This window comes from Pseudoalteromonas sp. MBR-15 (assembly GCF_053628915.1).
Map to the genome: position 1 here is coordinate 129,188 of NZ_JBRJHH010000009.1, position 23,855 is coordinate 153,042.

19 protein-coding genes are annotated in these 23,855 nt (G+C 42.2%); 13 read left to right on the top strand and 6 right to left on the bottom strand.

The window, feature by feature from the left end:
- Positions 1-31: 31 nt before the first annotated feature.
- The 3 genes from ACSSVW_RS13575 to ACSSVW_RS13585 form a co-directional block, all read right to left on the bottom strand.
- On the bottom strand, positions 32-841 hold the full coding sequence (locus ACSSVW_RS13575) for an META domain-containing protein (RefSeq protein WP_454179486.1): 810 nt from the start codon (positions 839-841) through the stop codon (positions 32-34).
- A gap of 120 nt (positions 842-961) precedes the next feature.
- Complete coding sequence (locus ACSSVW_RS13580) at positions 962-1,528, bottom strand: PhnA domain-containing protein (RefSeq protein ID WP_454179487.1); 567 nt, start codon at positions 1,526-1,528, stop codon at positions 962-964.
- A gap of 75 nt (positions 1,529-1,603) precedes the next feature.
- Positions 1,604-2,374 (bottom strand): substrate-binding periplasmic protein, encoded by a 771-nt coding sequence (locus tag ACSSVW_RS13585; protein ID WP_454179488.1) that lies wholly within the window; start codon positions 2,372-2,374, stop codon positions 1,604-1,606.
- A 103-nt stretch (positions 2,375-2,477) separates the two neighbouring features.
- Between ACSSVW_RS13585 and ACSSVW_RS13590 the strand changes: the two genes are divergently transcribed.
- From ACSSVW_RS13590 to ACSSVW_RS13620, 7 genes are all read left to right on the top strand, one after another.
- The gene (locus tag ACSSVW_RS13590) at positions 2,478-3,755 is read left to right on the top strand and encodes an EAL and HDOD domain-containing protein (protein ID WP_454179489.1); all 1,278 of its coding nucleotides are present in this window, start codon (positions 2,478-2,480) and stop codon (positions 3,753-3,755) included.
- 54 nt (positions 3,756-3,809) lie between these two features.
- Positions 3,810-4,415 carry a paraquat-inducible protein A gene (locus ACSSVW_RS13595; RefSeq protein ID WP_074989218.1) on the top strand — a complete coding sequence of 202 codons (606 nt, stop codon included), beginning with the start codon at positions 3,810-3,812 and terminating at the stop codon, positions 4,413-4,415.
- Positions 4,416-4,467: 52 nt separating this feature from the next.
- The gene (locus tag ACSSVW_RS13600) at positions 4,468-4,821 is read left to right on the top strand and encodes a hypothetical protein (protein ID WP_074989219.1); all 354 of its coding nucleotides are present in this window, start codon (positions 4,468-4,470) and stop codon (positions 4,819-4,821) included.
- Between the two features lie 163 nt (positions 4,822-4,984).
- Positions 4,985-6,247, top strand: coding sequence for a TolC family protein (locus ACSSVW_RS13605; RefSeq protein ID WP_405127518.1), 1,263 nt, complete (start codon positions 4,985-4,987; stop codon positions 6,245-6,247).
- Entirely contained in the window at positions 6,240-7,694 is a 1,455-nt protein-coding gene (locus tag ACSSVW_RS13610) for an efflux RND transporter periplasmic adaptor subunit (RefSeq protein ID WP_036973321.1), read from the top strand. The genes ACSSVW_RS13605 and ACSSVW_RS13610 overlap by 8 nt, the downstream gene beginning before the upstream one ends.
- The gene (locus ACSSVW_RS13615) at positions 7,691-10,795 is read left to right on the top strand and encodes an efflux RND transporter permease subunit (protein ID WP_454179490.1); all 3,105 of its coding nucleotides are present in this window, start codon (positions 7,691-7,693) and stop codon (positions 10,793-10,795) included. The genes ACSSVW_RS13610 and ACSSVW_RS13615 overlap by 4 nt, the downstream gene beginning before the upstream one ends.
- Before the next feature lie 142 nt (positions 10,796-10,937).
- A complete protein-coding gene (locus ACSSVW_RS13620; RefSeq protein ID WP_036973319.1) occupies positions 10,938-11,393 on the top strand; it encodes a hypothetical protein in 456 nt (151 codons plus the stop codon).
- Positions 11,394-11,603: 210 nt separating this feature from the next.
- On the opposite strand, the gene ppx is transcribed toward ACSSVW_RS13620, so the two are convergent.
- The 3 genes from ppx to ACSSVW_RS13635 all read right to left on the bottom strand — a co-directional run bounded on the left by ppx (position 11,604) and on the right by ACSSVW_RS13635 (position 15,804).
- Positions 11,604-13,091 carry an exopolyphosphatase gene (gene ppx, locus ACSSVW_RS13625; protein WP_454179491.1) on the bottom strand — a complete coding sequence of 496 codons (1,488 nt, stop codon included), beginning with the start codon at positions 13,089-13,091 and terminating at the stop codon, positions 11,604-11,606.
- Positions 13,084-15,171 carry a polyphosphate kinase 1 gene (ppk1, locus tag ACSSVW_RS13630; protein WP_065979567.1) on the bottom strand — a complete coding sequence of 696 codons (2,088 nt, stop codon included), beginning with the start codon at positions 15,169-15,171 and terminating at the stop codon, positions 13,084-13,086. The genes ppx and ppk1 overlap by 8 nt, the downstream gene beginning before the upstream one ends.
- 126 nt (positions 15,172-15,297) lie before the next feature.
- Positions 15,298-15,804, bottom strand: a complete 507-nt coding sequence (locus ACSSVW_RS13635) for a glycine cleavage system protein R (protein ID WP_036973316.1) — start codon at positions 15,802-15,804, stop codon at positions 15,298-15,300.
- A gap of 346 nt (positions 15,805-16,150) precedes the next feature.
- On the opposite strand from ACSSVW_RS13635, the gene ACSSVW_RS13640 reads away from it, so the two are divergent.
- From ACSSVW_RS13640 to ACSSVW_RS13665, 6 genes are all read left to right on the top strand, one after another.
- Complete coding sequence (locus ACSSVW_RS13640) at positions 16,151-18,385, top strand: ABC transporter permease subunit (protein ID WP_454179492.1); 2,235 nt, start codon at positions 16,151-16,153, stop codon at positions 18,383-18,385.
- Between the two features lie 15 nt (positions 18,386-18,400).
- The gene (pstA, locus tag ACSSVW_RS13645; protein ID WP_036973315.1) at positions 18,401-20,050 is read left to right on the top strand and encodes a phosphate ABC transporter permease PstA; all 1,650 of its coding nucleotides are present in this window, start codon (positions 18,401-18,403) and stop codon (positions 20,048-20,050) included.
- Between the two features lie 26 nt (positions 20,051-20,076).
- On the top strand, positions 20,077-20,904 hold the full coding sequence (gene pstB, locus ACSSVW_RS13650) for a phosphate ABC transporter ATP-binding protein PstB (RefSeq protein WP_036973314.1): 828 nt from the start codon (positions 20,077-20,079) through the stop codon (positions 20,902-20,904).
- Positions 20,905-20,951: 47 nt separating this feature from the next.
- Entirely contained in the window at positions 20,952-21,653 is a 702-nt protein-coding gene (gene phoU / locus ACSSVW_RS13655; protein WP_036973313.1) for a phosphate signaling complex protein PhoU, read from the top strand.
- Positions 21,654-21,802: 149 nt separating this feature from the next.
- Positions 21,803-22,480 carry a TIGR00153 family protein gene (locus tag ACSSVW_RS13660; protein ID WP_036973312.1) on the top strand — a complete coding sequence of 226 codons (678 nt, stop codon included), beginning with the start codon at positions 21,803-21,805 and terminating at the stop codon, positions 22,478-22,480.
- Between the two features lie 42 nt (positions 22,481-22,522).
- A complete protein-coding gene (locus ACSSVW_RS13665) occupies positions 22,523-23,791 on the top strand; it encodes an inorganic phosphate transporter (protein ID WP_036973311.1) in 1,269 nt (422 codons plus the stop codon).
- Positions 23,792-23,855 lie beyond the last annotated feature (64 nt).

A 23,855-nucleotide genomic window follows, 5' to 3' on the forward strand; every position in this document is an offset into this window, starting at 1 on the left:
CAATTGCGGGGCGTTTTCGTGTTAACTGTCTTTAATTCATATAGGTTGCTGCAAATGTAGCAAGGGGTTCGCTGCTGCCATCTAATAGCGTAAGCTGCTCACCATTAATTGAAAATTGCGCTGTCGCAGTGAGTAGAGCTGACATTGCAGCTTCAATATCCATTTGCTCGATACACATTTTCTTAGTGCTGGCTAACGGGTTGAAGGTGAGTGATTGATTATTCACGTCATAGCTGCCTGAAAAGCTATTACAGCCAAGGAAACCATGCGTTGAGCCATCTTCTTTAAATTGAATGAAAGGCTCTTTTGTTTCTACTTTAACGGGTTCACCGTTAATCGTGACTGCTTTCCAATATGTATTAGTTAACGTTACATCGGGCTTTTTCGTCGACACTTTAGATACCGTCACTTTATACACATCATTCTGAGCACCTTCAGCAAACGGGTTGTTGTGAGTGGTGCTAATGTATAACAGCTTGCCTTGGTTTTCGATTCGAGCGCCGACGCTATAACGATGGCGATCAGCAATTTTACTTTCATCATACTCAAGTGCGACGTTATAAGGAGGCGCCCCTTTTAACGCAACTTCTTGTTCGCTGATCACGTCTGCTTTTGCATCCATTTTTGATACATCGGCTAACTGCACTTTTAATACAGAGCCTGGTGGCAGCATGCTACGGTCTAAATAAGTAATTTGCGTATTGAGCGTTTTCATTGTTGATTGCTCTGCTTGAGGCGCGGCAGAGTCTTCGCCACAACCGGTAAGAACTAAGCTGCTTCCTAAGATCATTACGCTGCAAAGTGAAGCACGTTTTAAAGATGAAAAGGTATCCGAAGCCATGATATTTTCCTTGCGGTTTTAGTGTTATACACTGAGATTATTGTATTAGCATAAAGTTCGCTGACTTAATCATAGCTTAATTGAGTCAAAGTGGGCGCAAGGCCCATTTTTAATAAGAAATTATTTTTTCACGTATTTTGTTAGAATAACAATACGTTGCCCATCGACACGTCCTTCAATGTGTTCAGGGTTACTGGTTAAACCAATATTTCTTACGGCGGTGCCGCGCTTAGCAATGAGGCTGCTCCCTTTTACATCGAGATCTTTGATTAGCGTTACTGTATCGCCCGCTTGCAGCACAACGCCATTACTGTCGATATGTTTAATGTCATCATCTTCAGCAAGGGCTGTTTGCGCCCACTTTAGCGTGTCTTCTTCAAGGTAAATCATGTCTAGAGCATCTTGTGCCCAGCCATTATCTGCCGCTAAACGTTTTAACATACGATACGCTACCACTTGAACAGCAGGCGTTTGACTCCACATACTGTCATTTAGGCAATGCCAGTGAGTTGCAGTTAATTCTGCGTTATTTTCGATTTGGTCTTTGCAAGTCTGACAGACATAGATACATTTATCAGAGTGAGCTTCCGTGACAGGAGGGACTTCGTATACAGATAAATTCTCTGTTGCGGCGCACAGTTCACATTGGTTATTACTGCGTTCGATAAGGGCTTGTTCAATGCTCATAGGAGGCTCTTTTAAGTTAACAAGAAAAACAGCGCGCAGTATAGCAAATGTAGCCCCAAAGCGGAATATCCCTAATTATTGTGGGGGTATGTTTTTTGTGTATTTATTGATGATGGTATCAATCGTGCCATTATTTTTAAGTTGCTCAATAGCTGTATTTATATTCTTGAGGAGCGATTGGTGTTCTGCTCGGATACGAATTTTCATATTACCTTGTGAATGAAGGGCGCCAAGCTGCGTATTGATATTGAACCAGTTTGACCAGTATATCGCAGAGAGCTTATCAATAATTGCTACCTCTATTCTGTTGAGTTGTAATGCTTTAACCAGCTCTTTTTCGGAGTGAAAATCAACGCGCGTGAAGCGCTCATCATCATAATAGTAATAGCCAAGTACCGTGCCGACAGGGTGCTTTTTTATTGCCTCTAAATCTTGCCATTTGTTGATATTTTTACTCAAGCTAACAAGGTATTCTTCGACGGTAAATAAATTATCTGAATAGCGGAACATGTCATTTTCTCGCTCTTTCTCACTGAGCCATTCAGGACTGATTACATCAAAATCGATGTGACCTAAATGAAGATACTTAACCGTGCGTTTGGCTGGCAATTCAATATGCTGTGCATCAATGTTGGACAGAGTTAGCACATGTTGGATGATTTCTGGCAGGATACCGGGCGAGTTTTCGTCATCAATATAGTATGGGTAATAGCTTCCAGAGGCCGTAATATTATACTTTAACGCAGGGGGCGATGCCGCATGCGCAGAGCTAAAAATAGCACCGTATAAAATTATGAAAAATAACGAAAAAATTAAGTGCAATGGACTATGTTTAAAGTTATTCATAAATTTAGTTTGGTCGGGTTTTTCTTTTTTAGCAAGGAAAACATCTTTCACTATACTTATAACAATTGTAATGTGGCTTTAGTTACATTTAGTGAGAAGTAATATGTCAGAGTTAAATATGGAAGGTAAAAAAAGTCAAAACGTGACTCAGTATATAGCCAGGCAGCCAATATTTAATGCTGATAGAAGTGTGTATGCGTATGAATTGTTATACAGAGAATCGAGCGATAATGTTTTTCCGATAGGAACCAGTGATGGCCAAGCCACCGGGCGACTCTTTTTTAATGCATTGATGTTAATGGGACTTGAAAAGCTTACAGGGTTCCAACCTGCGTTTATTAATTTATCGACCGATGCCATTCTTGATGATTTTCCGCGACTGCTCCAACCAAGCAGTGCAGTACTCGAAATAGTTGAGCGAACGACAAGTATCCCAAAAGTTGTAACACGTGTTAAACAGCTCAAAAAAGAGGGCTATTTTTTTGCCCTTGATGATTATGATGGCACTGAAAAATGGCAAGATATACTTCCTTTGATGGACTTCATCAAGTTAGAGGTTGAGCATCCTATTATTAAAACCAATATGATGATCAAAAAGCTAAAACGCAGTTACCCAGATGCAATCATAATTGTTGAACGCATCGAAAATTATGATGACTTTAAACAGTTAAAAAAAGCGGGATGTGATTTATTTCAAGGTTTCTTTTTTGCAAAGCCAGAAGTGCTTAGCTTTGGTAATGTTGAACCGTCGAAAATGGCAGTACTTGATTTACTAAGCTGTACAGCAAGGCCCGATATTGACTTTGATGCGGTGCAGCAACGCGTTGGTCGAGACCTTGGTTTAACAGCGCGTATTTTAAGATTGGTAAATGCACGCTCATCTAATTCACAACAAACGATAAAATCAATCTCACAAGCGGTTATTTATTTAGGTGAAGATGCGATTCGTCAGTTTGTCCGTGTTTTAGCATTAAGTGAATTGGGGAATGATAAACCACAAGAATTAACCAAGCTTGCGCTTACACGTGCAAAGTTTATTGCGCTGATGCTTGAACCCGGTGGTAAAGAGCTATCAGAGCAAGGTTATTTAGTCGGATTGCTGTCTGTGCTTGATGCCATTCTCGATATGGAATTAGATAGAGTAACAAAAGAGTTTTCACTTGGCGCAGAACTTTCCAGTGCATTGTTAAGCTTTAATGGTATGCAAGGTATTAGCCTGCGACTTGTAAAAGCAATCGAAGAAGAACAATGGCAAGAAGCGCGGTCATTCTTAACCATGATTCGGCCAGCTTCACACATGGACGTTGTATTTAAAGCAATGTACAGCGCACGTGCTTACGCAGATGAAGTATTGACGACCTTGTCATCAATTGCAGACTAATGACATTGAGTTGGTTATTATGCTCGCACTGTTAGTGGATAAGGTTTGTATACCATGCGTTCAATATTTCCAATTGTGACGATTATTTTTGCCCTCGCTTTACTTGTCCCAGGGGTTACTCAGCCCGTTCTCACGTTAGAAGGTAAAATAGATAAATCTAAGTTAGCTAAAACAGGCATTGAAATGTTAGCAGATGAAGGTGACAGAAATACGCGCAGTGTATTGATGATGGCCTCCAGTATGTTAGGTCTTGATAAGCTTGAAGGCGAAATAGACGCGTACAAAAAAACGCGCAGTATTTGGGGCACTGTGAACGAGCTTGCTAACAATAAAAACTACTTAGTAGCGGTACTCGTTGCGGTGTTTTCGATTGTTATCCCGACAATAAAATTATTGATGCAGTTACTGTATTGTTTTCTTCCCGTGAATAAATTTAAGCAGTTACTCGGTCAACTTATTCAGCAACTCAGCAAATGGAGTATGGTTGATGTGTTTGTCATTGCATTAATCGTTGCTTATTTAGCAGGCAATGCCGATGGTCAAATGGGTGAGTTGATAAAAATGCACGCAGAGCTGGGGGTGGGTTTTTGGTATTTTACTGGCTACTGTTTATTTGCAATAGCCGCTAGTAGCAGTATAAAAATAGAGAAACCCTTGTAGTTGGCGTAATTTTCAGGCTACAATTTACACGATTAATATTTAAGGTATGTTGATGACGCGACTTTCAAGCTATATGTTAATAGCCATGATGCTGCTCACATTTGTGAGTCAGTCAGTTGCGTCTGTGTCAATGGTCTGCGACATGCCGCATGCTTCAATGGCTATGAATCATCATGCCGATATGGACAATGATAACGACATGTCTGACATGGACTGTTGTCATGAAGATACCATGGACAGTGCCGACTGTGCGTGTCCATTTAATGCGTGTACTGCGCATTCACTCCTTCCTCTTAATAGCACAGTGATGAATGCTAACAAACAATCTGAAAAAGTACGTTTGTTTAATGTTAGCCAACGCAGCTACCCTATAAGTTCTTTATATCGCCCACCTATTACTGCTTAAGCAGGATAGGTCTGTCAAAAATTCAGCTAAGCGCTGCTTTACAACCCATTCTGCCCCTAACTCTATTGTTTTTTAACTTTCTAGAATTTTAGTGGAGCATGTGATGACTCACAGCAAATTTTTAAAGGCATTTTGCCTTGGTGTATTAGTAACGACTTCCAGTATGGTTCAGTCTAATCCATTGACACTGAATGGCGTGGTTGAATACGCACTGACGCATGAACCTTGGCTACAAGCAAACAAATATCAGCAAGAGGCAATTGAAGCGCAAAGTATTGCCGCAGGCACCTTGCCAGACCCTGTTCTGACGGTAGGGCTAATGAATTTACCGACGGATGGTTTTGCCTTTGATCAAGAAGGCATGACGCAATTTAAGGTCGGTTTATCACAACAGTTTAGCCGCGGTGATAGCTTGGCATTACAGCAACAAGCGTTAAGGCAATCAGCCGAGCAATACCCATGGCAACGTGCTGACCGACAAGCGCAAGTAAAGGCTATTGTTACTGAAGCATGGTTAAATGCCTACCGAGCTCAGCAAAGTATCCAATTAATTAACCAAGATAAAGCCTTATTCAACCAATTGATTGATATCACAGAAGCAAGCTATGCAAATTCTTTAGGGACTACGCGCCAGCAAGATATCATTCGTGCTCAGTTAGAGCTTACACGCTTAGAAGATAAATTGGTGATGCTTGAGCAGCAATTCGATAGTGCGAAAAAGCGCTTAGCACAGTGGTTGCCAATTGACATGCTAAGTGGTCCTGTCAGCAGTGATAATGGTGATGTGGCGGCTTTAATGCCATACCAAAATATGCAACCAACAGGCGTGACCGAAGTGCTTATGGGGCATCCTGCTGTTGTGGCTATTGAGCATGCCTTACGTGCAAAAAGCACACAAATCGAAGTGGCAAAAGAAGCCTATAAGCCACAGTTTGGTATGAATGTTGGCTATGGTTATCGTGATGATACGCCGATGGGAAGTTCGCGCGCCGATTTATTCTCGATAGGGGTCAGTGTTGATTTACCATTATTTACAGATAACCGCCAAGATCAGCAAGTTAATGCGGCTATTGCAAGTGCTGAAGCAGTTAAAACCACAAAGCTGATCACGTTACAAAAACTGCAAGGTCAATACTTTAAAGAGCTTAGCCAGTTAAGTCGCCTAGCCCAACGTCGAGCGCTTTATGTCGAGCAGCTTTTACCACAAATGGCAGAGCAAGCCGAAGCCACATTAAATGCATATACCAATGATGATGGGGACTTTTCAGAAGTCATGCGTGCTCGTATCAGTGAGCTAAATGCAAAAATAGATGCCCTAAATATCGATATCGACACACAAATTACGCTGGCACGTTTAAATTATTACGCAGCAGCAAAAGACAGCCAAATTAATGCAGCACACAGCCAAGGAGCACATCATGAATAATACCGTTAAATTAGGAGTGGCTTTGGCAGTGGGTGCCGCTTTGGCAACCGTAGTAAATCAGCTTTCTACTGCTGATCATTCCGCTATGCCAAGTGCAGAAAAGAAACCTCTGTATTGGGTAGCTCCCATGGATAGCAACTACCGACGTGATGAGCCAGGATTGTCGCCAATGGGCATGGAGTTAGTCCCTGTATATGAAGAAAACAGCGCCGAAGACAGCCCCGGAACAGTTAGAATATCACCTGCCGTTGTCAACAATTTAGGTGTTAGAACCGCACCGGTACGTTTTAAGTCACTGCAAACTACCGTTGATACCGTGGGCTACGTGCAATACGACCAAGATCAATTAGTGCATATTCATCCACGTGTTGAAGGCTGGATTGAAACGCTGTTCGTGAAAGCTGCGGGTGATCAAGTAAAGCAAGGTGAACCACTCTATACCTTGTATTCTCCACAGTTGGTGAATGCGCAAGAAGAGTTATTACTTGCTCTAAAGCGCAATAATAGTGTGCTTATTCGTGCTGCCAAAGCGCGTTTGGCCTCATTAAATGTATCGAGTGATTTTATTGAGCGCTTAGAGCAAAGTCAGAAGGTCAGACAAAACATCACCTTTTATGCCAAGCAAAGTGGTGTACTGGATGAGCTAAACATTCGAGAAGGCTTTTATGTGAAGCCCGGCACAACCATGATGAGTATTGCTCACCTTGAAGAAGTATGGGTTGAAGCTGAAGTGTTCGAGCGCCAAGCTGGGCTTATCAGTAAAGGTTTGCCTGTAACAATGACCTTAGATTATTTACCGGGCCGTCAATGGCACGGCAAGGTTGATTATATTTATCCTACCCTCGATGAGAAAAACCGTACATTACGTGTGCGCCTCCGGTTTGTGAATGATGAGGGCTTATTAAAACCGAATATGTTTGCTGAGGTCAGTATTACGGCTAAGCCAACAGAGCCACAGATAGTGATAGCGAAAGAGGCGGTGATCCGCACAGGTAGCCAAGACCGAGTGGTGGTTGATTTAGGTGAAGGGCGCTTTAAGTCAGTCGCTGTGACCATTGGGCGCAGTGATAATCACGACATTGAAATTTTATCAGGCTTACTAAAAGACGATAACGTGGTGACATCAGCGCAATTCTTGATTGACTCAGAATCAAGCAAAAGCTCTGACTTTATGCGTATGCAAGAGCCTGATAGCGAGAGTGCCATGGTCAATGGGGTGATCAACAGTATTGATCGCAAAGCCAGAACCGCGGTGATCAGCCGTGAAGCAATTCCAAAATGGGGCCGTGAGGCGGCAACCGTGGAGTTTCATTTTTCGCCGCGTATCGATTTATCACACCTACAGCCTAATGACGAAGTACATTTCACGTTTAAGCTGGTAGAGGGTGAATTTATGATTTTTGACATCATGACCTTAAGCCATCCAATGCAAGGAGAGATGAAATGATTGCAGCAGTCATTCGCTGGTCAGTCGGTAATCGTTTCTTTGTATTACTGCTGTCCGTCATGCTGGCAGGCTTTGGCATTTTTTCTTTGAAGAATACGCCAGTTGATGCGCTACCTGATTTATCTGACATACAGGTCATCGTTAAAACATCCTACCCTGGGCAAGCGCCACAAGTAGTGCAAGACCAAGTAACGTTTCCAATTACCACCGCTATGCTCTCGGTACCAGGGGCACAAACGGTCAGGGGCTTTTCATTTTTTGGCGATTCGTATGTTTACGTCATATTTAATGAAGACACCGATTTATACTGGGCACGCAGTCGGGTGCAAGAGTATTTAAGTCAAGTGAGTGCTCGCTTACCCGAGTCGGCTCGACCAGAGCTTGGTCCCGATGCAACAGGGGTCGGTTGGATTTACCTTTATGCATTAGTTGATAAAACAGGAAAGCACGATATTAGTCAGCTACGTAGCTTACAAGATTGGTTTTTAAAGTTTGAATTGCAAACTGTACCAGGGGTGTCAGAAGTTGCATCGGTCGGTGGCATGGTTAAGCAATACCAAGTCAATGTAGACCCCGATAAACTGCGTGCTTATGGCATTCCCCTGAGCCTGATTCAAACAGCAATTAAGCAAGGTAACCAAGAGCGAGGTGCCTCTGTTGTTGAAATGGCCGAAGCGGAATACATGGTATCAAGCACCGGTTATATTAAAAGTGTGGCTGATTTAGAGGCTATCCCGTTGGGGACTAATGCCAACGGCACACCGCTGCAGCTTCGCGATGTTGCCGATATAAAATTAGGGCCGCAAATGCGCCGCGGTATTGCTGAGCTTAATGGTGAAGGCGAAGTGGCTGGGGGCGTTGTTGTGATGCGCTTTGGTGAAAATGCTGAAGCCACAATTAAACAGGTTAAAGAAAAGCTAGACTCTTTGAAAAAAGGCTTACCCGAGGGCGTTGAAATTGTGCCTGTCTATGACCGCTCTAACTTAATCACCAAAGCGCTGGATAATTTGACCTCAAAACTGATTGAAGAATTGATCGTTGTAGCCTTGGTGTGTGTGGTGTTCTTGTTTCACATTCGGTCATCAATTGTGGCAATTATTACTTTACCAATGGGCATATTAACCGCATTTGTGGTTATGTATTGGCAAGGTATTAATGCCAATATCATGTCACTTGGGGGAATTGCGATTGCGATTGGCGCGATGACGGATGGCGCGATTGTTATGATCGAAAACATGCACAAGCACATGGAAAAAACCCCACTTACTGACGAAAACCGTTGGCAAGTGGTGATGGACTCGGCTTCAGAAGTGGGCCCTGCATTATTCTTTAGTTTATTAATTATTACTGTCAGCTTTATGCCGGTGTTTATTCTTGAAGCACAAGAAGGGCGTATGTTCTCTCCGCTTGCTTACACCAAGACCTATGCCATGGCAGCCTCCGCTGGCTTAGCAATAACCTTAGTGCCGGTGTTAATGGGTTACTTTATTCGCGGAAAAGTTATTTCTGAGCAAAAGAACCCAGTCAACCGTTTACTTGTGGCAAGTTATAAGCCGTTATTAAATGCGGTTCTTAAAGCCCCAAAAACCACGCTAGTGATGGCTATCATTTTGGCTGTAGTCGGTTTTTATCCGGTTAATAAGATTGGCAGTGAGTTTATCCCTCCGCTTGATGAGGGGGATTTAATGTATATGCCCACAACCTATCCGGGTATTTCAATCGGTAAGGCCCGAGAACTCTTACAGCAGACCGATAAACTTATAGCCAGTGTGCCAGAAGTCGAGAGTGTCTTTGGTAAAGTAGGGCGGGCTGAAACAGCCACTGATCCCGCGCCACTCACCATGATTGAAACCTTTATTCAGCTTAAGCCTAAATCACAATGGCGTGAGGGAATGACAACCGAAAAGCTTAAAAAAGAGCTTGATAGCTTAGTGAAGTTCCCCGGCTTAACGAATGCGTGGGTTATGCCGATTAAAACGCGTATCGATATGCTTGCCACCGGTATTAAAACGCCAGTGGGTATTAAAGTAGCGGGCCCTAAGCTGAGTGAAATACAGAAAATTGGTGAGCAAATTGAAGTGATATTAAAAGACTTACCAGGTACTGCGTCTGTGTATTCAGAGCGAGTAGCGGGTGGGCGCTATATTAAAGTGGATATCAATCGCGACAAGGCTGCGCGTTATGGTCTTAACATTGCCGATGTACAACAGGTTGTGGCGACTGCAATTGGTGGTATGAATGTAACCGAAACGGTTGAAGGACAAGAGCGATACCCGGTTAATTTACGTTATCCACAAGATTACCGTGACTCGCCAGAAGAGCTCAAGCTGCTGCCTATTGTCACTGCAAGTGGGCAGCGAATTGCACTGGCTGATGTGGCTGATGTCTTTATCGAAGACGGTCCTCCGGGGATAAAGAGCGAAAATGCGCGAATCAATGGCTGGAGTTTAATTGATATTGAAGGCAGTGATATCGGCAGCTATGTTGAGCGTGCCCAAAAGGCACTGCATGAGCAGCTAGAGTTGCCTGCTGGCTACTCAATTACGTGGGCAGGTCAATACGAGTACATGGAGCGCGCTAAAGCTAAATTGAGTTATGTGCTACCGCTAACGCTCGCTATCATTGTGGTGCTGTTATACCTTAACTTTAGAAGCTTTATTGAAGTGGCGATGATTATGCTAACACTTCCTCTGGCGATGATTGGCGGTATTTGGCTGATGTATATTGAAGGTTTCAACTTCTCTGTTGCTGTCGGGGTTGGTTTTATTGCGCTTGCAGGGGTTGCCGTAGAAATAGGGGTGATCATGCTGGTGTATCTTAACCAAGCTTATCTCGAGGCTAAACAGCAAGCAGAGCACTTTGGTGTCGTTGAACTTCGCCAAGCAATCATCAATGGTGCAGGGTTAAGGGTTAGACCTGTGATGATGACCGTAGCCACTATTATAATTGGTTTGTTACCGGTGCTTTACGGTACTGGCACCGGCAGTGAGGTAATGAGCCGAATTGCTGCGCCTATGGTCGGTGGGATGTTCAGTGCCGTGGTACTGACTTTACTGGTGCTACCTGCTTTGTATTTTATCTGGCGTAAACGAGACCTATAAATTTTACAGCCAGTGTGTAACTTGTACGCTCTTTTTGCGTACAGGTTACACATACCACAGTTTATTTATTGATTTAAAAGAGTTTTTAATCTGGATTGATATATGCATTTATTTATTAAATTGACTTTAATAAGGAATGCACATGCAAGTTAAAACAATACAACAGGTTTATGATTGGACCGTTTTATTTCACACCCAAATGGCGGCCAACTTCCATAGTGTAAAAGACTTATTGGATGAACATAATCAAATGCTGGTGGAGTATTATCTCAACTATGAGAAAAAGCTCGCCGAAGATTTGGTTGGCTTTAAGGCCATTACCGAAATAAACACCCTTGATACTTACTGTTATGAATACTTTGCAGACAACCCTGAACTGATCACATTCAGTGACATCAGCACTGATCAGCAAATAGACGAAACAGCCATTCAAGTTTACCTATCAACTCAACATAAAAAGGTGATCGATTTATACGAGTACCTTGTTTCGCGAGCAGAAACCCAAGACACGATTGAAAAGCTTGAGCGCTTACTCGAACTTGAGCATCAAGGCTTAAAGCAAATGATGCAAAGTGCTAATCGTCATAGGGATATGTAACATCATTAATCCGCAATAATACTTAATCATTTTGGGTGATTAAACCAGTTGCTACCTGCGTTAAAAATGTCTGATTTACGACTGTATGGATGCAGAGCGATGCAATGCAGGAGCAATGGCCGAGAACAACTAAATAACGACATTTTAGCCTTGTTATCAACGCGGTTTTATTGCCTCAAAATAGACCACTAATTAAGCAGAGCGGTATCATTAATGAAAATCGAGCAAAAAGCCGACTTTTTTAAGGTATTTTTGTTCTTGCTGTAAATCGGCCAAAAGCAAAGTATGTTCCTTCAGCCACGTGTCGTTGAATTTTAAGAGCATGCTATTTTGCTTGGCCGTTACCGTTAACGACACGCTTTGATCTGGTGTGCGTTTTTGATTTAAAAGCACGGCAAGACGCAAAATCACGATCAGCTGTAAAATTTGATGGTGTTGCACTGTGTGTAAAGTGGGAAATTGGTCTAAACGAATCTTTTTACGGTAAAAGCGGATCATACAGCTGAGTAGCGTTTGCTGTTGCTGTGTAAAGCCCGGAAGCTGACTATTTGCCACAATATAAGCACTGTGTTTATGTAAACCAGATGAGTTTATGCCCAGCCCTATTTCATGTAACTGTGCCGCCCAATTAAGTAAATTTAAAAAATCGGGATGGCTGAGCTGCCAGGGTGTTTTAACGTGTTCAAATAACCATTCAGCGGTGCTAGATACGCGGTTTGCGTGTTCTTTGTCGATGGTATTGCGATCGCTTAAATTATGAATGGTATTGGTGCGAATATCTTTGTGTGCGAGTTTTTGCTGCATTTCATGCAAGAGCCCTTCACGCAGTGAAAAGTCACTGTATTGCATCGCATCGATGTCGAAAAGCGTAAAGAGTGCAATTAAAATCGCGAGCCCACCACAAATACTCTCTTGTCGCTCAGGTGTTAAACCTTCAATGTGTAAATTTTGAATCTGTTTAGCGGCAATAAATTGCGTTTTAAGCTCATGCAGTCTTTCAAGAGTAATCAGCTCTTGCTCTGCGTCATTTGCATTAATCATTGCCAAAACTGATTTTATTGTACCCGATGTCCCCACGACAGATTGCCAACCTGTGTTGATGTAGTTCGCAAAGATAACTTCAAGTTCTTGCTCTGCGCGTATTTGTGCTTTCGCGAAGCGTTTGGCATTAATTTGTCCATCAGCAAAAAACTGCTTTGTATAGCTGACACACCCCATGTTTCGGCTTGAAAGTAAGCGATGCTTAAAGTGTTTACCGATAATTAATTCGGTGCTTCCACCGCCGATATCAATGACTAAGCGATTATTATCATGATGAATGTAATGCGCGACGCCTTGGTATATCAAGCGCGCTTCTTCTTGTCCTGAAATGACCTCAATCGGGTATGGAAAAACGTCACTGGCTTGGGTTAAAAACGAGTGAATGTTTTTGGCACGTCTTAGTGTATACGTGGCGGCAACCTTCACGTTCTCAAGTGGAAAGTCCTGTAATGTGGCTGCAAACTGCTTAAGGATAGCTAAAGCGCGTTCGATTGCCGCTTGGCTCAAATGATTTTTATCATCTAAGCCATCCGCTAAATATACCCGCTGCTTTTCTTTATGGAGTATTTGCAAAGAGCCATCGACTTCTCTTGCGACCACTAAATGAAAACTGTTTGAGCCTAAATCTACTGCAGCAATTGAAGGATAATCATTCATTATTATAGTTACTTTCCCATTTCTTTAAGTGATCGTAGATGGCAATTTGCGAGCGAATTTTCTTGCGATTACCTCGGCGAACATAGTGATTTTTCTGCTCACTGTCGATCAAACGTGCTTTAGTTCGGTCTTTAAACTGTAGCTCAAGAATATCAATAATGAGTTGCTTAAGTTTTGCATCAAAAATAGGAACGGCCACTTCGACACGATGGTCTAAATTTCGGGTCATCCAATCGGCAGAGGAAATATAGACTTTTTCATCACCATTGTTATGGAACACCATCACTCTGGGATGTTCTAAAAATCGGTCAACAATGCTTATGATACGAATATTGTCATGCGCACTGGTGGTTGTAGGGACTAATGAGCACATACCGCGAACGATAATACGTATTTTAACACCGCGTCTTGCAGCAAAATAAAGGTGATCGACAAGCTGCTTATCAACTAAATTATTCACTTTTAAGGTAATACGGCCCTGTTTTCCACGCTCTACGAGGGCTATTTCATCATCAATGAGCGCCATAATCGTTTCGCGCGCATTGACAGGCGAAATCATTAAATGTTCAAAATGAAAAGGTCGGTAGCTACTTTCAATAAATTTGAACACGCTGTCACACTCTTCTGTGATCCCCTCGTGTTTGGTGAATAAGCTAAAGTCGGTATAAATTTTTGCGGTTTTTTCATGGAAATTACCCGTCCCAATGTGAGCATACTTCACGACGGTGTTTTTTTCTTTACGGTGAATAACGCACAATTTACTGTGCACTTTTAATGCGGGAATACCAAAAATAACTTTAACCCCAGCATTACTCAGCGTTTTCGCCCACTCAATATTATTTTGCTCGTCAAAGCGCGCCTTTAACTCAACCATAACTGTGACATGCTTGCCATTTTTTGCAGCATTAATCAGCGTTGACACTAAGCGCGATTGGCTCGCAACGCGATATATATTTACTTTAATTTGCGTAACATCAGGGTCAAACGCAGCTTGGCGAACAAACTCTAATAAATGATTAAAGGTATGATAGGGGTAGTAGAGTAAAATATCGTGTGCTGAAATCGCGTCAAACACACTTGAAAACTGATTAAATGCAGCACTTTTTAACGCCACTAATGGTTTATTTTCTAAGTATTGGCGACCCACATTCGGAAAGGCGATAAAGTCTCTAAAATTGCGATAGCGTCCTGCAGGAATAAGCGCATCATGCTGGCTTATATTGAGGCGTTTTTTCATGACACTGAGCATGTCATCGGGCATGCTTTCATCATAAACAAGGCGTACAGGCTCGGCATAAATCCGCTGTTTTAGCCCCTTCGACATTTTATCGAGCAACCCTTCTTCAAGTTCATCATCTAGATTGTACTCAGCATCACGGGTTAATTTAATTGCATAGCACTGAATATCATCAAAACTAAAAAAGCTGCTAAACACATCGCGAATAAAATAAGCGATGATGTCATCCAGCATCACAATGGTTTTATGGCGACGAGTTTTCTCTGGCGGCAAAATAATAAAACGCGGCACTCGGTCGGTAGGGACTTCAAGCATTGCGTAATGGCTTTTTTGCGTACTCATTTCGACAAAAAAGTAGGTCATTGTGTCGTTAATTTGATCGGAGTAGTCTTTTTTCTCAGTGATCAAAATAGGTAAAATATGTTGCAATACACTGTCGTGAAAGAATTTTTCTAGCCAGTTTAAATGGAATTCGCTTAACTTTTCGGGTAATTCAACATGAATATTGTGCTCATTTAAGTCGGCTAAAATATCCTTATGAATTTGATTAAATTTCTTACCTAGTTGCAGTACTTTTTTTTGTATTTGCTGTAACAGTATTTCGTCTTCTTCAAAATTCGCATCAGGCAGTTTGTTAAGAAGAATACGACGCTTAACATCGGCGACACGCACACGGAAAAATTCGTCCATGTTGTTTGAATAAATCCCTAAAAAGCGCATTCGTTCGATGATTGGATTCGACTTGTCTTTTGCTTCTTGCAGTACGCGCTCATTAAAAGACAGCCAACTAAGCTCTTTGGCAAAGTAAGTGACGGCGTGCGAAGAGGAGTGACTTGCGTTCATCTGTTTTTCCAACGTTTCTGGCTAGTTAGAATATAGAGGATGCAGATGACGGTTATGTGACATACGTGTCACTAATGTGACACGTCGTTAGGTATCAAGGGTTATTTGTGCCCTTATAGTCGTTGATTAAGCATCTTCTATATCAACAATAAGATCGGTGGTAATCGATTCAAGCGCACTGATAACTTCGTCTTTGTTCATCCCCACTGGTAGCGCAACGGTGGCCACCGCGCTAAAAATTGGCACTCCCCAATTTGGCGCACTCTGTTGTTTTGAATTGAGATGCGTAATGTTAGCGCCTTTGTGGCGAATGACACTGGCAAGCTCTTGCACGATGCCTGGTCTATCGTTACCGGTGATCACAAAATTAATTTCTTCAGAAGGCACGTCAGGTAAGGTATCAGTGCCGCGCTCAATTCTTACCTCTAAATGCGGTAAGCTGTGCAGCGCATCTTGCAATTCTTGCAAGTGTTCTTCAGGAACTGCGGCTTCAATAATGCCCGCAAAATGACCCGCTAAATGACTTAAGTTACTGGTTAACCAATTGCCATGATGGCTTAAAATCGTGGCTGAAATGTCTTCGACGAGGCCCGGTTTATCGGGACCTAAAATAGTAATTACTAACTGCTTCATATTTAATTCTCTATAAAAAGCCTCTGAAAAATGCAAAAAAGGAAGGAGGCGTTGGGTTAAGATGATTCTTATTATTGAAAAAAATAAGTCACATTGAGTATTAATGCTGATTTAACGTTTGTCCAATTTTTTCCATAGAGTAATAAAAAATTAGCGATAACAAATTGTTAGCTTAATTCCTTTGGCATTCTTAGAGTATTGTTTTTGGTAGTATTTTGGTCATGTTTTAGGGATAAACCCCGTATCTAAAATACCTGTTTTATTACACTGAAATATGACGTTTGTAACAATACTGTCATCTTGGTGAAATATAATGCGCCCAACGTTAAGATTTAAGGGTGTTTTGATGACTTCCAATCCGAATAAACCGACCTTTCATACGGATAGAAGCCGTCTATTTAAAGATCGGTTTGCCAAGTGGGGTATTTCCGCAGGTGGTGTAATGGTGCTTGTCGCGCTGTTACTAATTTTCTTTTACCTTCTTTATGTTGTTCAACCTATTTTTGAATCAGCAAAAGTAGAGACACGTAACAGTGTCAAACTACAAAATGCGTCAGAAATTGTTGGGCTCGGTATTGAAGAACAAACCGAAGTTGCCTTTTTACTAGGCGAAAAAGGCACGGTTGATTTTTACAATGTTGAAAAACAACACTTCGGTAAAAAAATCACCACTCTTAACACTGAACTCCCCAGTGATGTAAGCAGTTTTGCAAGCTCTGCTCCTTTTCAAGGGCAATACGCTTATGGCCTTGAAAACGGGTCTGTTATGGTTGTGGTGCCGAAGTTTTTGGTCACATTCCCTAACAATGAGCGTCAATTAACGCCTCGTTTAGATTACCCTCTGGGTAAAGTGGCGTTAGAAGTTGATGAGCAAGGCGCTGCCATTAAGAAGTTTGCATTTAGCCATTACGAAGATAAAACCGCGGTGGTTGCGTTAACTGCGGATAAACGTGTTTTATTTAGCAGCTTTTTAGCTGAAGAGAACATGTTCACTGGCGAAGTTGAATGGAGCGTTGAGCGCACAGAGCTTGATATTGATGGCCGTGTTGATGAGTTATTAATGTCGCCAGATACGACGCGCACCTTGATTCGCTCAGCTAACCAAATTTATGTTTACGATACGCGCTATCCGTCTGAGGTAGAGCTTATTCAAGTACTTGCTGCAAACGAAGAAAACGCAAACCTTGTTTCTACGCAATTACTTGCCGGTGCAAACTCATTGATGCTTGCCAATGATAATGGCGAAGTTTCGCAGTGGTTTGAGGTGAATACCGACGAAGGCCGTGAGTTTCAAAAAATTCGCGCGTTTGAAACCAGCAAACAATCAAAGTTAAGTATTTTCACTGAATTCTATCGCCGCACTTTCTTTACTGCGGGTGCCAATGGCGAACTAGGCATTTACTACACCACCAGTGAAGCAAAGCTGTGGCAAGGTAAAGTCAGTGACGGCCCAATTGATAATTTTGCAATTGCGCCGCGTTCAAATGCTGCACTTATTCTTGCTGATGATGCATTGAAAGTGATTGAAATCCATAATGAGCACCCAGAAGTAACGTGGTCTGCATTATGGCAAGAGGTTTGGTACGAAGGTTACCCTGAACCTGCATACATTTGGCAATCAACTTCAGCGAGTGATGATTTTGAGTCTAAATTCTCGTTAGTGCCAATTTCATTCGGTACCATTAAAGCCGCACTATACGCGATGTTATTTGCGGTACCAATTGCCTTATCTGCGGCTATCTACACCGCATACTTCATGTCGAGTGAGCTGCGTAAAGTCGTAAAGCCAACCGTTGAAATCATGGAAGCGTTACCGACCGTTATTTTGGGTTTCTTAGCTGGTCTTTGGTTAGCGCCGTTAATTGAAGAGCATTTACCAGCGATTGTGGGCTTACTGCTGTTACTACCGATTGGTATCTTACTGACTGCATTTGGTTGGAATAAGCTGCCAGCTTCTATTCGTCACCGTGTGCCTGAAGGTTCGCACTCAATCTTATTGATTCCGGTTGTGCTGTTTATTGGTTGGTTGTCATTTGCGATGAGTGGCACAATTGAATCATGGGTATTCGATGGTAATGTTCGTCAGTACCTCACCAATGAATTAGGCATGACATTCGACCAACGTAACTCGCTCGTTGTCGGTATTGCGATGGGCTTTGCGGTTATCCCCACTATTTTCTCGATTGCAGAAGATGCGGTGTTCAGTGTTCCTAAACATTTATCGAATGGTTCACTGGCACTCGGTGCAACACAATGGCAAACACTGGTACGTGTGGTTCTTCTTACTGCAAGCCCAGGTATTTTCTCAGCAGTGATGATGGGTCTTGGCCGTGCAGTGGGTGAAACAATGATTGTACTTATGGCAACAGGTAACACGCCTATTATGGACTGGAGTATTTTCCAAGGTATGCGAACACTTGCAGCGAATATCGCGGTTGAAATGCCAGAGTCAGAAGTAGGCAGCTCGCATTATCGCATTCTATTCTTAGCAGCGTTTGTACTATTCATATTCACATTTATTTTCAACACAGTGGCTGAGTTTGTTCGTCAGCAACTGCGTGATAAATACAGTTCAATGTAGGTGGAGAGACACGACATGGTAAAGCAGTGGTTTAAGTCTGGTTCTCCTTGGATTTGGATGACCGGTGGTGCGGTGAGCATCAGTTTAATCTCAGTTCTTGGTTTGTTAGCCATGATAGCTTGGAAAGGTTTAAGCTTTTTCTGGCCATCAGAAGTTATTCAACTTGAGTTACAAGGCTCAGTTGCAAAACAAACTGTGATTGGTGAAGTTTATGATCGTGAGCTCGTTGCAAAGTCACGTATTGAGGCAACAGGCGTTGATTTATCTCATTACGACAAAGAGCAGTTAGAACGTTTATTAATTAAAACCGGTAACCGTGAATACGTTGATTTAGATTTCCGTTGGGTATTAGAAACCGATATCAAATCACGCACAGCGCCGGCCGAACTTGCCGTATTTGAGCGCAGTAAAAATGGTAATTTTTACGGCTATGTTGACCAAGTTATTAAAGACGGCGAAGTTATCACAGAGAACAAAATAGACGTACTCTATGATCTTGTTGAGCGTGCTGTTGAGTTAAATGACCAAGCACTTGATCTGCAAAATGGCGACATTGGTCACATTAACTACGAACTTGAGCGCTTACGTTTAAAAGAAAAAGCGTATCAGCTTGATAATGAACTTACCGATGAACGTGTTGCAGAGCTGGCAGCTGCCCGTGCTGAGCTACGTGAAGAATACTCGGTACTTGAAAAACAACTTTTTGCGCTACGCAAAGAAGCAAAGCGTGACCAAGTAACCGTAAAAGATATGCGCGGTGAGGTTGTTACATTACCACTTTATCAAGTGCTTGATGTGTGGTTCCCAAATGACATGGGGTTCTTTGCTAAGTTAGGTCATTACTTTGTACAGTTAGGTAAGTTTGTGTCAGATGACCCGCGCGAAGCAAACACCGAAGGGGGTGTATTCCCTGCGATTTTCGGTACCGTGTTCATGGTATTACTGATGGCCGTTATTGTGACGCCATTTGGTGTGGTTGCGGCAATTTACTTGCACGAATATGCAGCCAAAAATGCTGTCACGAAGATGATTCGCATCGCCGTTATCAACCTTGCGGGTGTACCATCTATTGTTTACGGTGTATTTGGTCTGGGTTTCTTCGTTTACATGTTGGGTGGCAGTATTGACCAATTATTTTACCCTGAATCATCGCCAAGCCCCGTTTTTGGTACGCCAGGTGTGATATGGTCGGCATTGACCCTTGCGATTTTAACCTTACCTGTGGTTATCGTTTCAACAGAAGAAGGTTTATCACGTATTCCAAGTACTGTTCGCCACGGTTCATTAGCTCTGGGTGCGACAAAAGCTGAAACCTTATGGCGTATTATTATTCCAATGGCCAGCCCAGCGATTATGACTGGATTAATTTTAGCGGTTGCACGTGCCGCGGGCGAGGTTGCGCCACTTATGTTAGTGGGTGTGGTTAAAATGGCGCCTACATTGCCACTAGACGGCAACTTCCCATACGTACATTTAGATAGAAAATTTATGCACTTAGGTTTCCACATTTATGATGTTGGTTTCCAAAGCCCGAACGTAGAAGCGGCGCGTCCGCTTGTATATGCCACGGCATTCTTACTGGTTTCAGTAATTATCGCCCTGAATATCACCGCGATTGGTATTCGTAACCATTTACGCGAAAAGTTTAGAGCTCTAGAGCATTAATACAGAATTTTTATAGGTAGACAGAGATGATTACAGTTGCACCACACGTAAACCAAGCGAAAAGCGCGGCAAAACTAGACTTAGAGAATCTAACCGCAGAGCAAACTGCGTTAGAGATTAAAGATTTAGATCTATACTACGGTGATAAACAAGCGCTTAGCGGCGTAAATATGAAGATTCCCAAAGGTCAGGTAACAGCGTTTATCGGCCCATCAGGGTGTGGTAAATCGACGCTGCTTCGTTGTATTAACCGTATGAATGATTTAGTAGATAGCTGTCGTATCACCGGTGAAATTTTACTACATGGTCATAACATCTACGATAAAAGTGTCGATGTTGCCGCACTGCGTCGTAATGTTGGTATGGTATTCCAACGTCCGAATCCATTTCCAAAATCAATCTACGAAAATGTTGTTTATGGCCTACGCTTACAAGGAATTAAAGAAAAGCGTAAATTAGACGAAGTCGTTGAGCAATCTTTACGTGGTGCTGCATTGTGGGATGAAGTAAAAGATCGTCTTCACGATAGTGCATTTGGCCTATCAGGTGGTCAGCAGCAACGTCTTGTGATTGCGCGATCAATTGCGATTGAGCCAGAAGTGCTCTTGTTAGATGAGCCAACATCGGCACTCGATCCAATTTCTACATTAGTTATTGAAGAGCTCATTAACGACTTAAAGAATAAGTTTACCGTGGTTATTGTTACTCATAACATGCAACAAGCCGCGCGTGTATCAGACCAAACAGCGTTTATGTACATGGGCGAATTGATAGAGTATTCAGATACCAACACCTTATTTACGACACCAAGTAAAAAGAAAACAGAAGATTACATCACTGGCCGCTACGGCTAGTCGAATAAAACACTTGGTAACGTAAACGAATTTTATAGAGGTAGACAATGGAACATAATATTAATAAGCATATTTCAGGTCGCTTTAATGAAGAGCTTGAAAATGTTCGTAACCATGTACTTAGCATGGGTGGCTTAGTTGAGCAGCAGTTAAATAGTGCGCTTGATGCGGTCAGTAAAGGTGATGCAGAATTGGCGCAAAAAGTCCGTGAAAACGACTACAAAGTAAACGCCATGGAAGTCAATATTGACGAAGAATGCACACGCATTATTGCACGTCGTCAGCCTGCTGCCAGTGATTTACGTTTAGTTATTGCGATTGCGAAAACAATCGCCGACTTAGAGCGCATTGGTGACGAAGCAGAGCGCATTGCAAAAGTGGCACTTGATTCATTTACCAAAGACCAACAAGATCTTCTTGTTAATATTGAAAATATGGGTCGCCAAGTGTCGAAGATGCTTCATGATGTACTTGATGCATTTGCCCGTATGGATGTGCAATGTGCCTTCGAAGTTCACAAAGAAGATGCAAAAGTTGACCGTGAATATGAAGCAATTACGCGTCAAATTATGACATATATGATGGAAGATCCACGCTCAATCCCTAAAATTATGGATTTAGTGTGGTCAGTTCGTTCACTTGAGCGTATTGGCGACCGTTGTCAGAATATCGCAGAATACATTATCTATTTTGTGAACGGTAAAGATATTCGTCATACATCTCAAGCAGATATCGAAAAGTCGCTGTAAATTTTTAAGCACTTTTCATTTTTAAACCGAGCGGCTTTAGGCCGCTTTGTCTATTATTGGTGATGTCAGGCAGAAAAAGCGTTCAAAATCGTACACAATGCTGTAAAATTCGAACCTGCCAAAGCATACTAATTTATAAAGGGTCAGTTATGCCTACAAATGCATTTTTAGGGGTTTTTGCTAAATCTCCTATTAAGCCTATGGAAGATCACATTAAGAAAGTACATCAAGCAAGCAAAGCTTTGATCCCTTTCTTTAATCACGTTTTTAAAGAAGAATGGAAAGAAGCGGAGGAAATCCGTCTAAACATTCGTAATTTAGAACGTGAAGCGGATGACATGAAACGTAACATTCGCCTTCAACTACCGCGCGGCTTATTTATGCCAGTTGAGCGTACCGATTTGTTAGAGCTTGTTACCCAACAAGACAAAATTGCGAATAAAGCAAAAGACATTGCAGGTCGTGTAATTGGTCGAGAAATGACGATTCCGGTAGAAATTCAAGAAGATTTTCTTGCTTATGTAACACGTTGTGTTGATGCGACAAAACAAGCATCAAAAGCAATTAACGAGTTAGATGAGCTACTTGAAACGGGCTTCAAAGGTCGCGAAGTGACTTTAGTAGAAAAAATGCTCGTTGAATTGGATGCAATCGAACAAGACACGGATGACATGCAAATCAAAATACGCCGTCAATTGCGCGCCGTTGAAAATGAACTAAACCCAATTGATGTGATGTTCTTGTACAAGATCATTGAGTGGGTCGGCGATCTAGCTGATATTGCAGAGCGCGTAGGTTCTCGTCTTGAGCTGATGTTAGCTCGTTAATTTAAAATCAGTTCAAATACGAAAAATTAAAGGTTTCACACAATGGATATCATTGCAAATTACGGCACTTTTTTAGTTTTAATTGCCGCAGCAGTCGGTTTCTTCATGGCTTATGGTATTGGTGCAAATGACGTTGCCAATGCGATGGGTACATCAGTAGGTTCAAAAGCACTTACTATCAAACAAGCAATTATTATTGCGATGGTGTTTGAATTCGCAGGTGCTTACCTTGCCGGTGGTGAGGTTACATCAACTATTCGTAAAGGAATTATCGACGCCACGCCATTTATTGATATACCTGAGCTTATGATCTTAGGCATGATTGCCGCGTTATTTGCTGCAGGTAGCTGGCTATTAATCGCCTCTTTCCTTGGCTGGCCTGTATCGACTACTCACTCAATTATCGGTGCGATTATTGGTTTTGCTTTAGTGGCTGTTGGCAGCGAAGCAATCCAATGGAATAAAGTACTGGGCATTGTGGGGAGTTGGATTGTAACACCTGCAATTTCGGGCTTTATTGCTTACCTTATCTTTATGAGTGCACAAAAGCTTATTTTTGATACCGATGCTCCACTTAAAAACGCTAAGCGCTTTGTCCCTGTGTATATGGGTCTAGCGGGCTTCATTATGTCTTTAGTTACGATTAAGAAAGGCTTGAAGCACATTGGTATTAACCTAGGCGCTGTTGAGGGTTACGCACTTTCTATCGCGATCGCTGTCGTGGTTGGTATTATTGGTAAGTTTGCTATTTCACGCTTAAAAATTGATCCTAAAGCTGACAAGAAAATGCAATTTAATAACGTTGAAAAAGTGTTCGCGGTATTAATGGTATTAACAGCTTGTTGTATGGCATTCGCCCATGGTTCGAACGATGTTGCAAACGCGATTGGTCCACTAGCCGCTGTTGTAAACATTGTTGAGCACAACGGTGAAATTGCTAAGAAAGCCGCTATCGCATGGTGGATTCTACCACTGGGTGGTTTGGGTATTGTTGCTGGTCTTGCTATTTTAGGTAAGAAAGTAATCAAAACAATCGGTGAAGGTATTACTCACTTAACGCCTAGCCGTGGTTTCGCTGCTGAGCTAGCTGCTGCATCAACGGTTGTTATTGCATCAGGCACGGGTTTACCAATCTCTACAACACAAACGCTTGTAGGTGCTGTATTAGGTGTTGGTATGGCACGTGGTATCGCAGCGCTTAACATGGGTGTTGTAAGAAACATTGTAGTTTCTTGGGTAATTACATTGCCAGTTGGCGCAGCCCTTGCTATTGTTATTTTCTACGTACTGAGAACAGCCTTCGGCGTTTAAAAAGTACTAACAGACTTTTAGCTTGAAAAGATCTCAATGCCCTAGGTATTGGGGTCTTTTTATT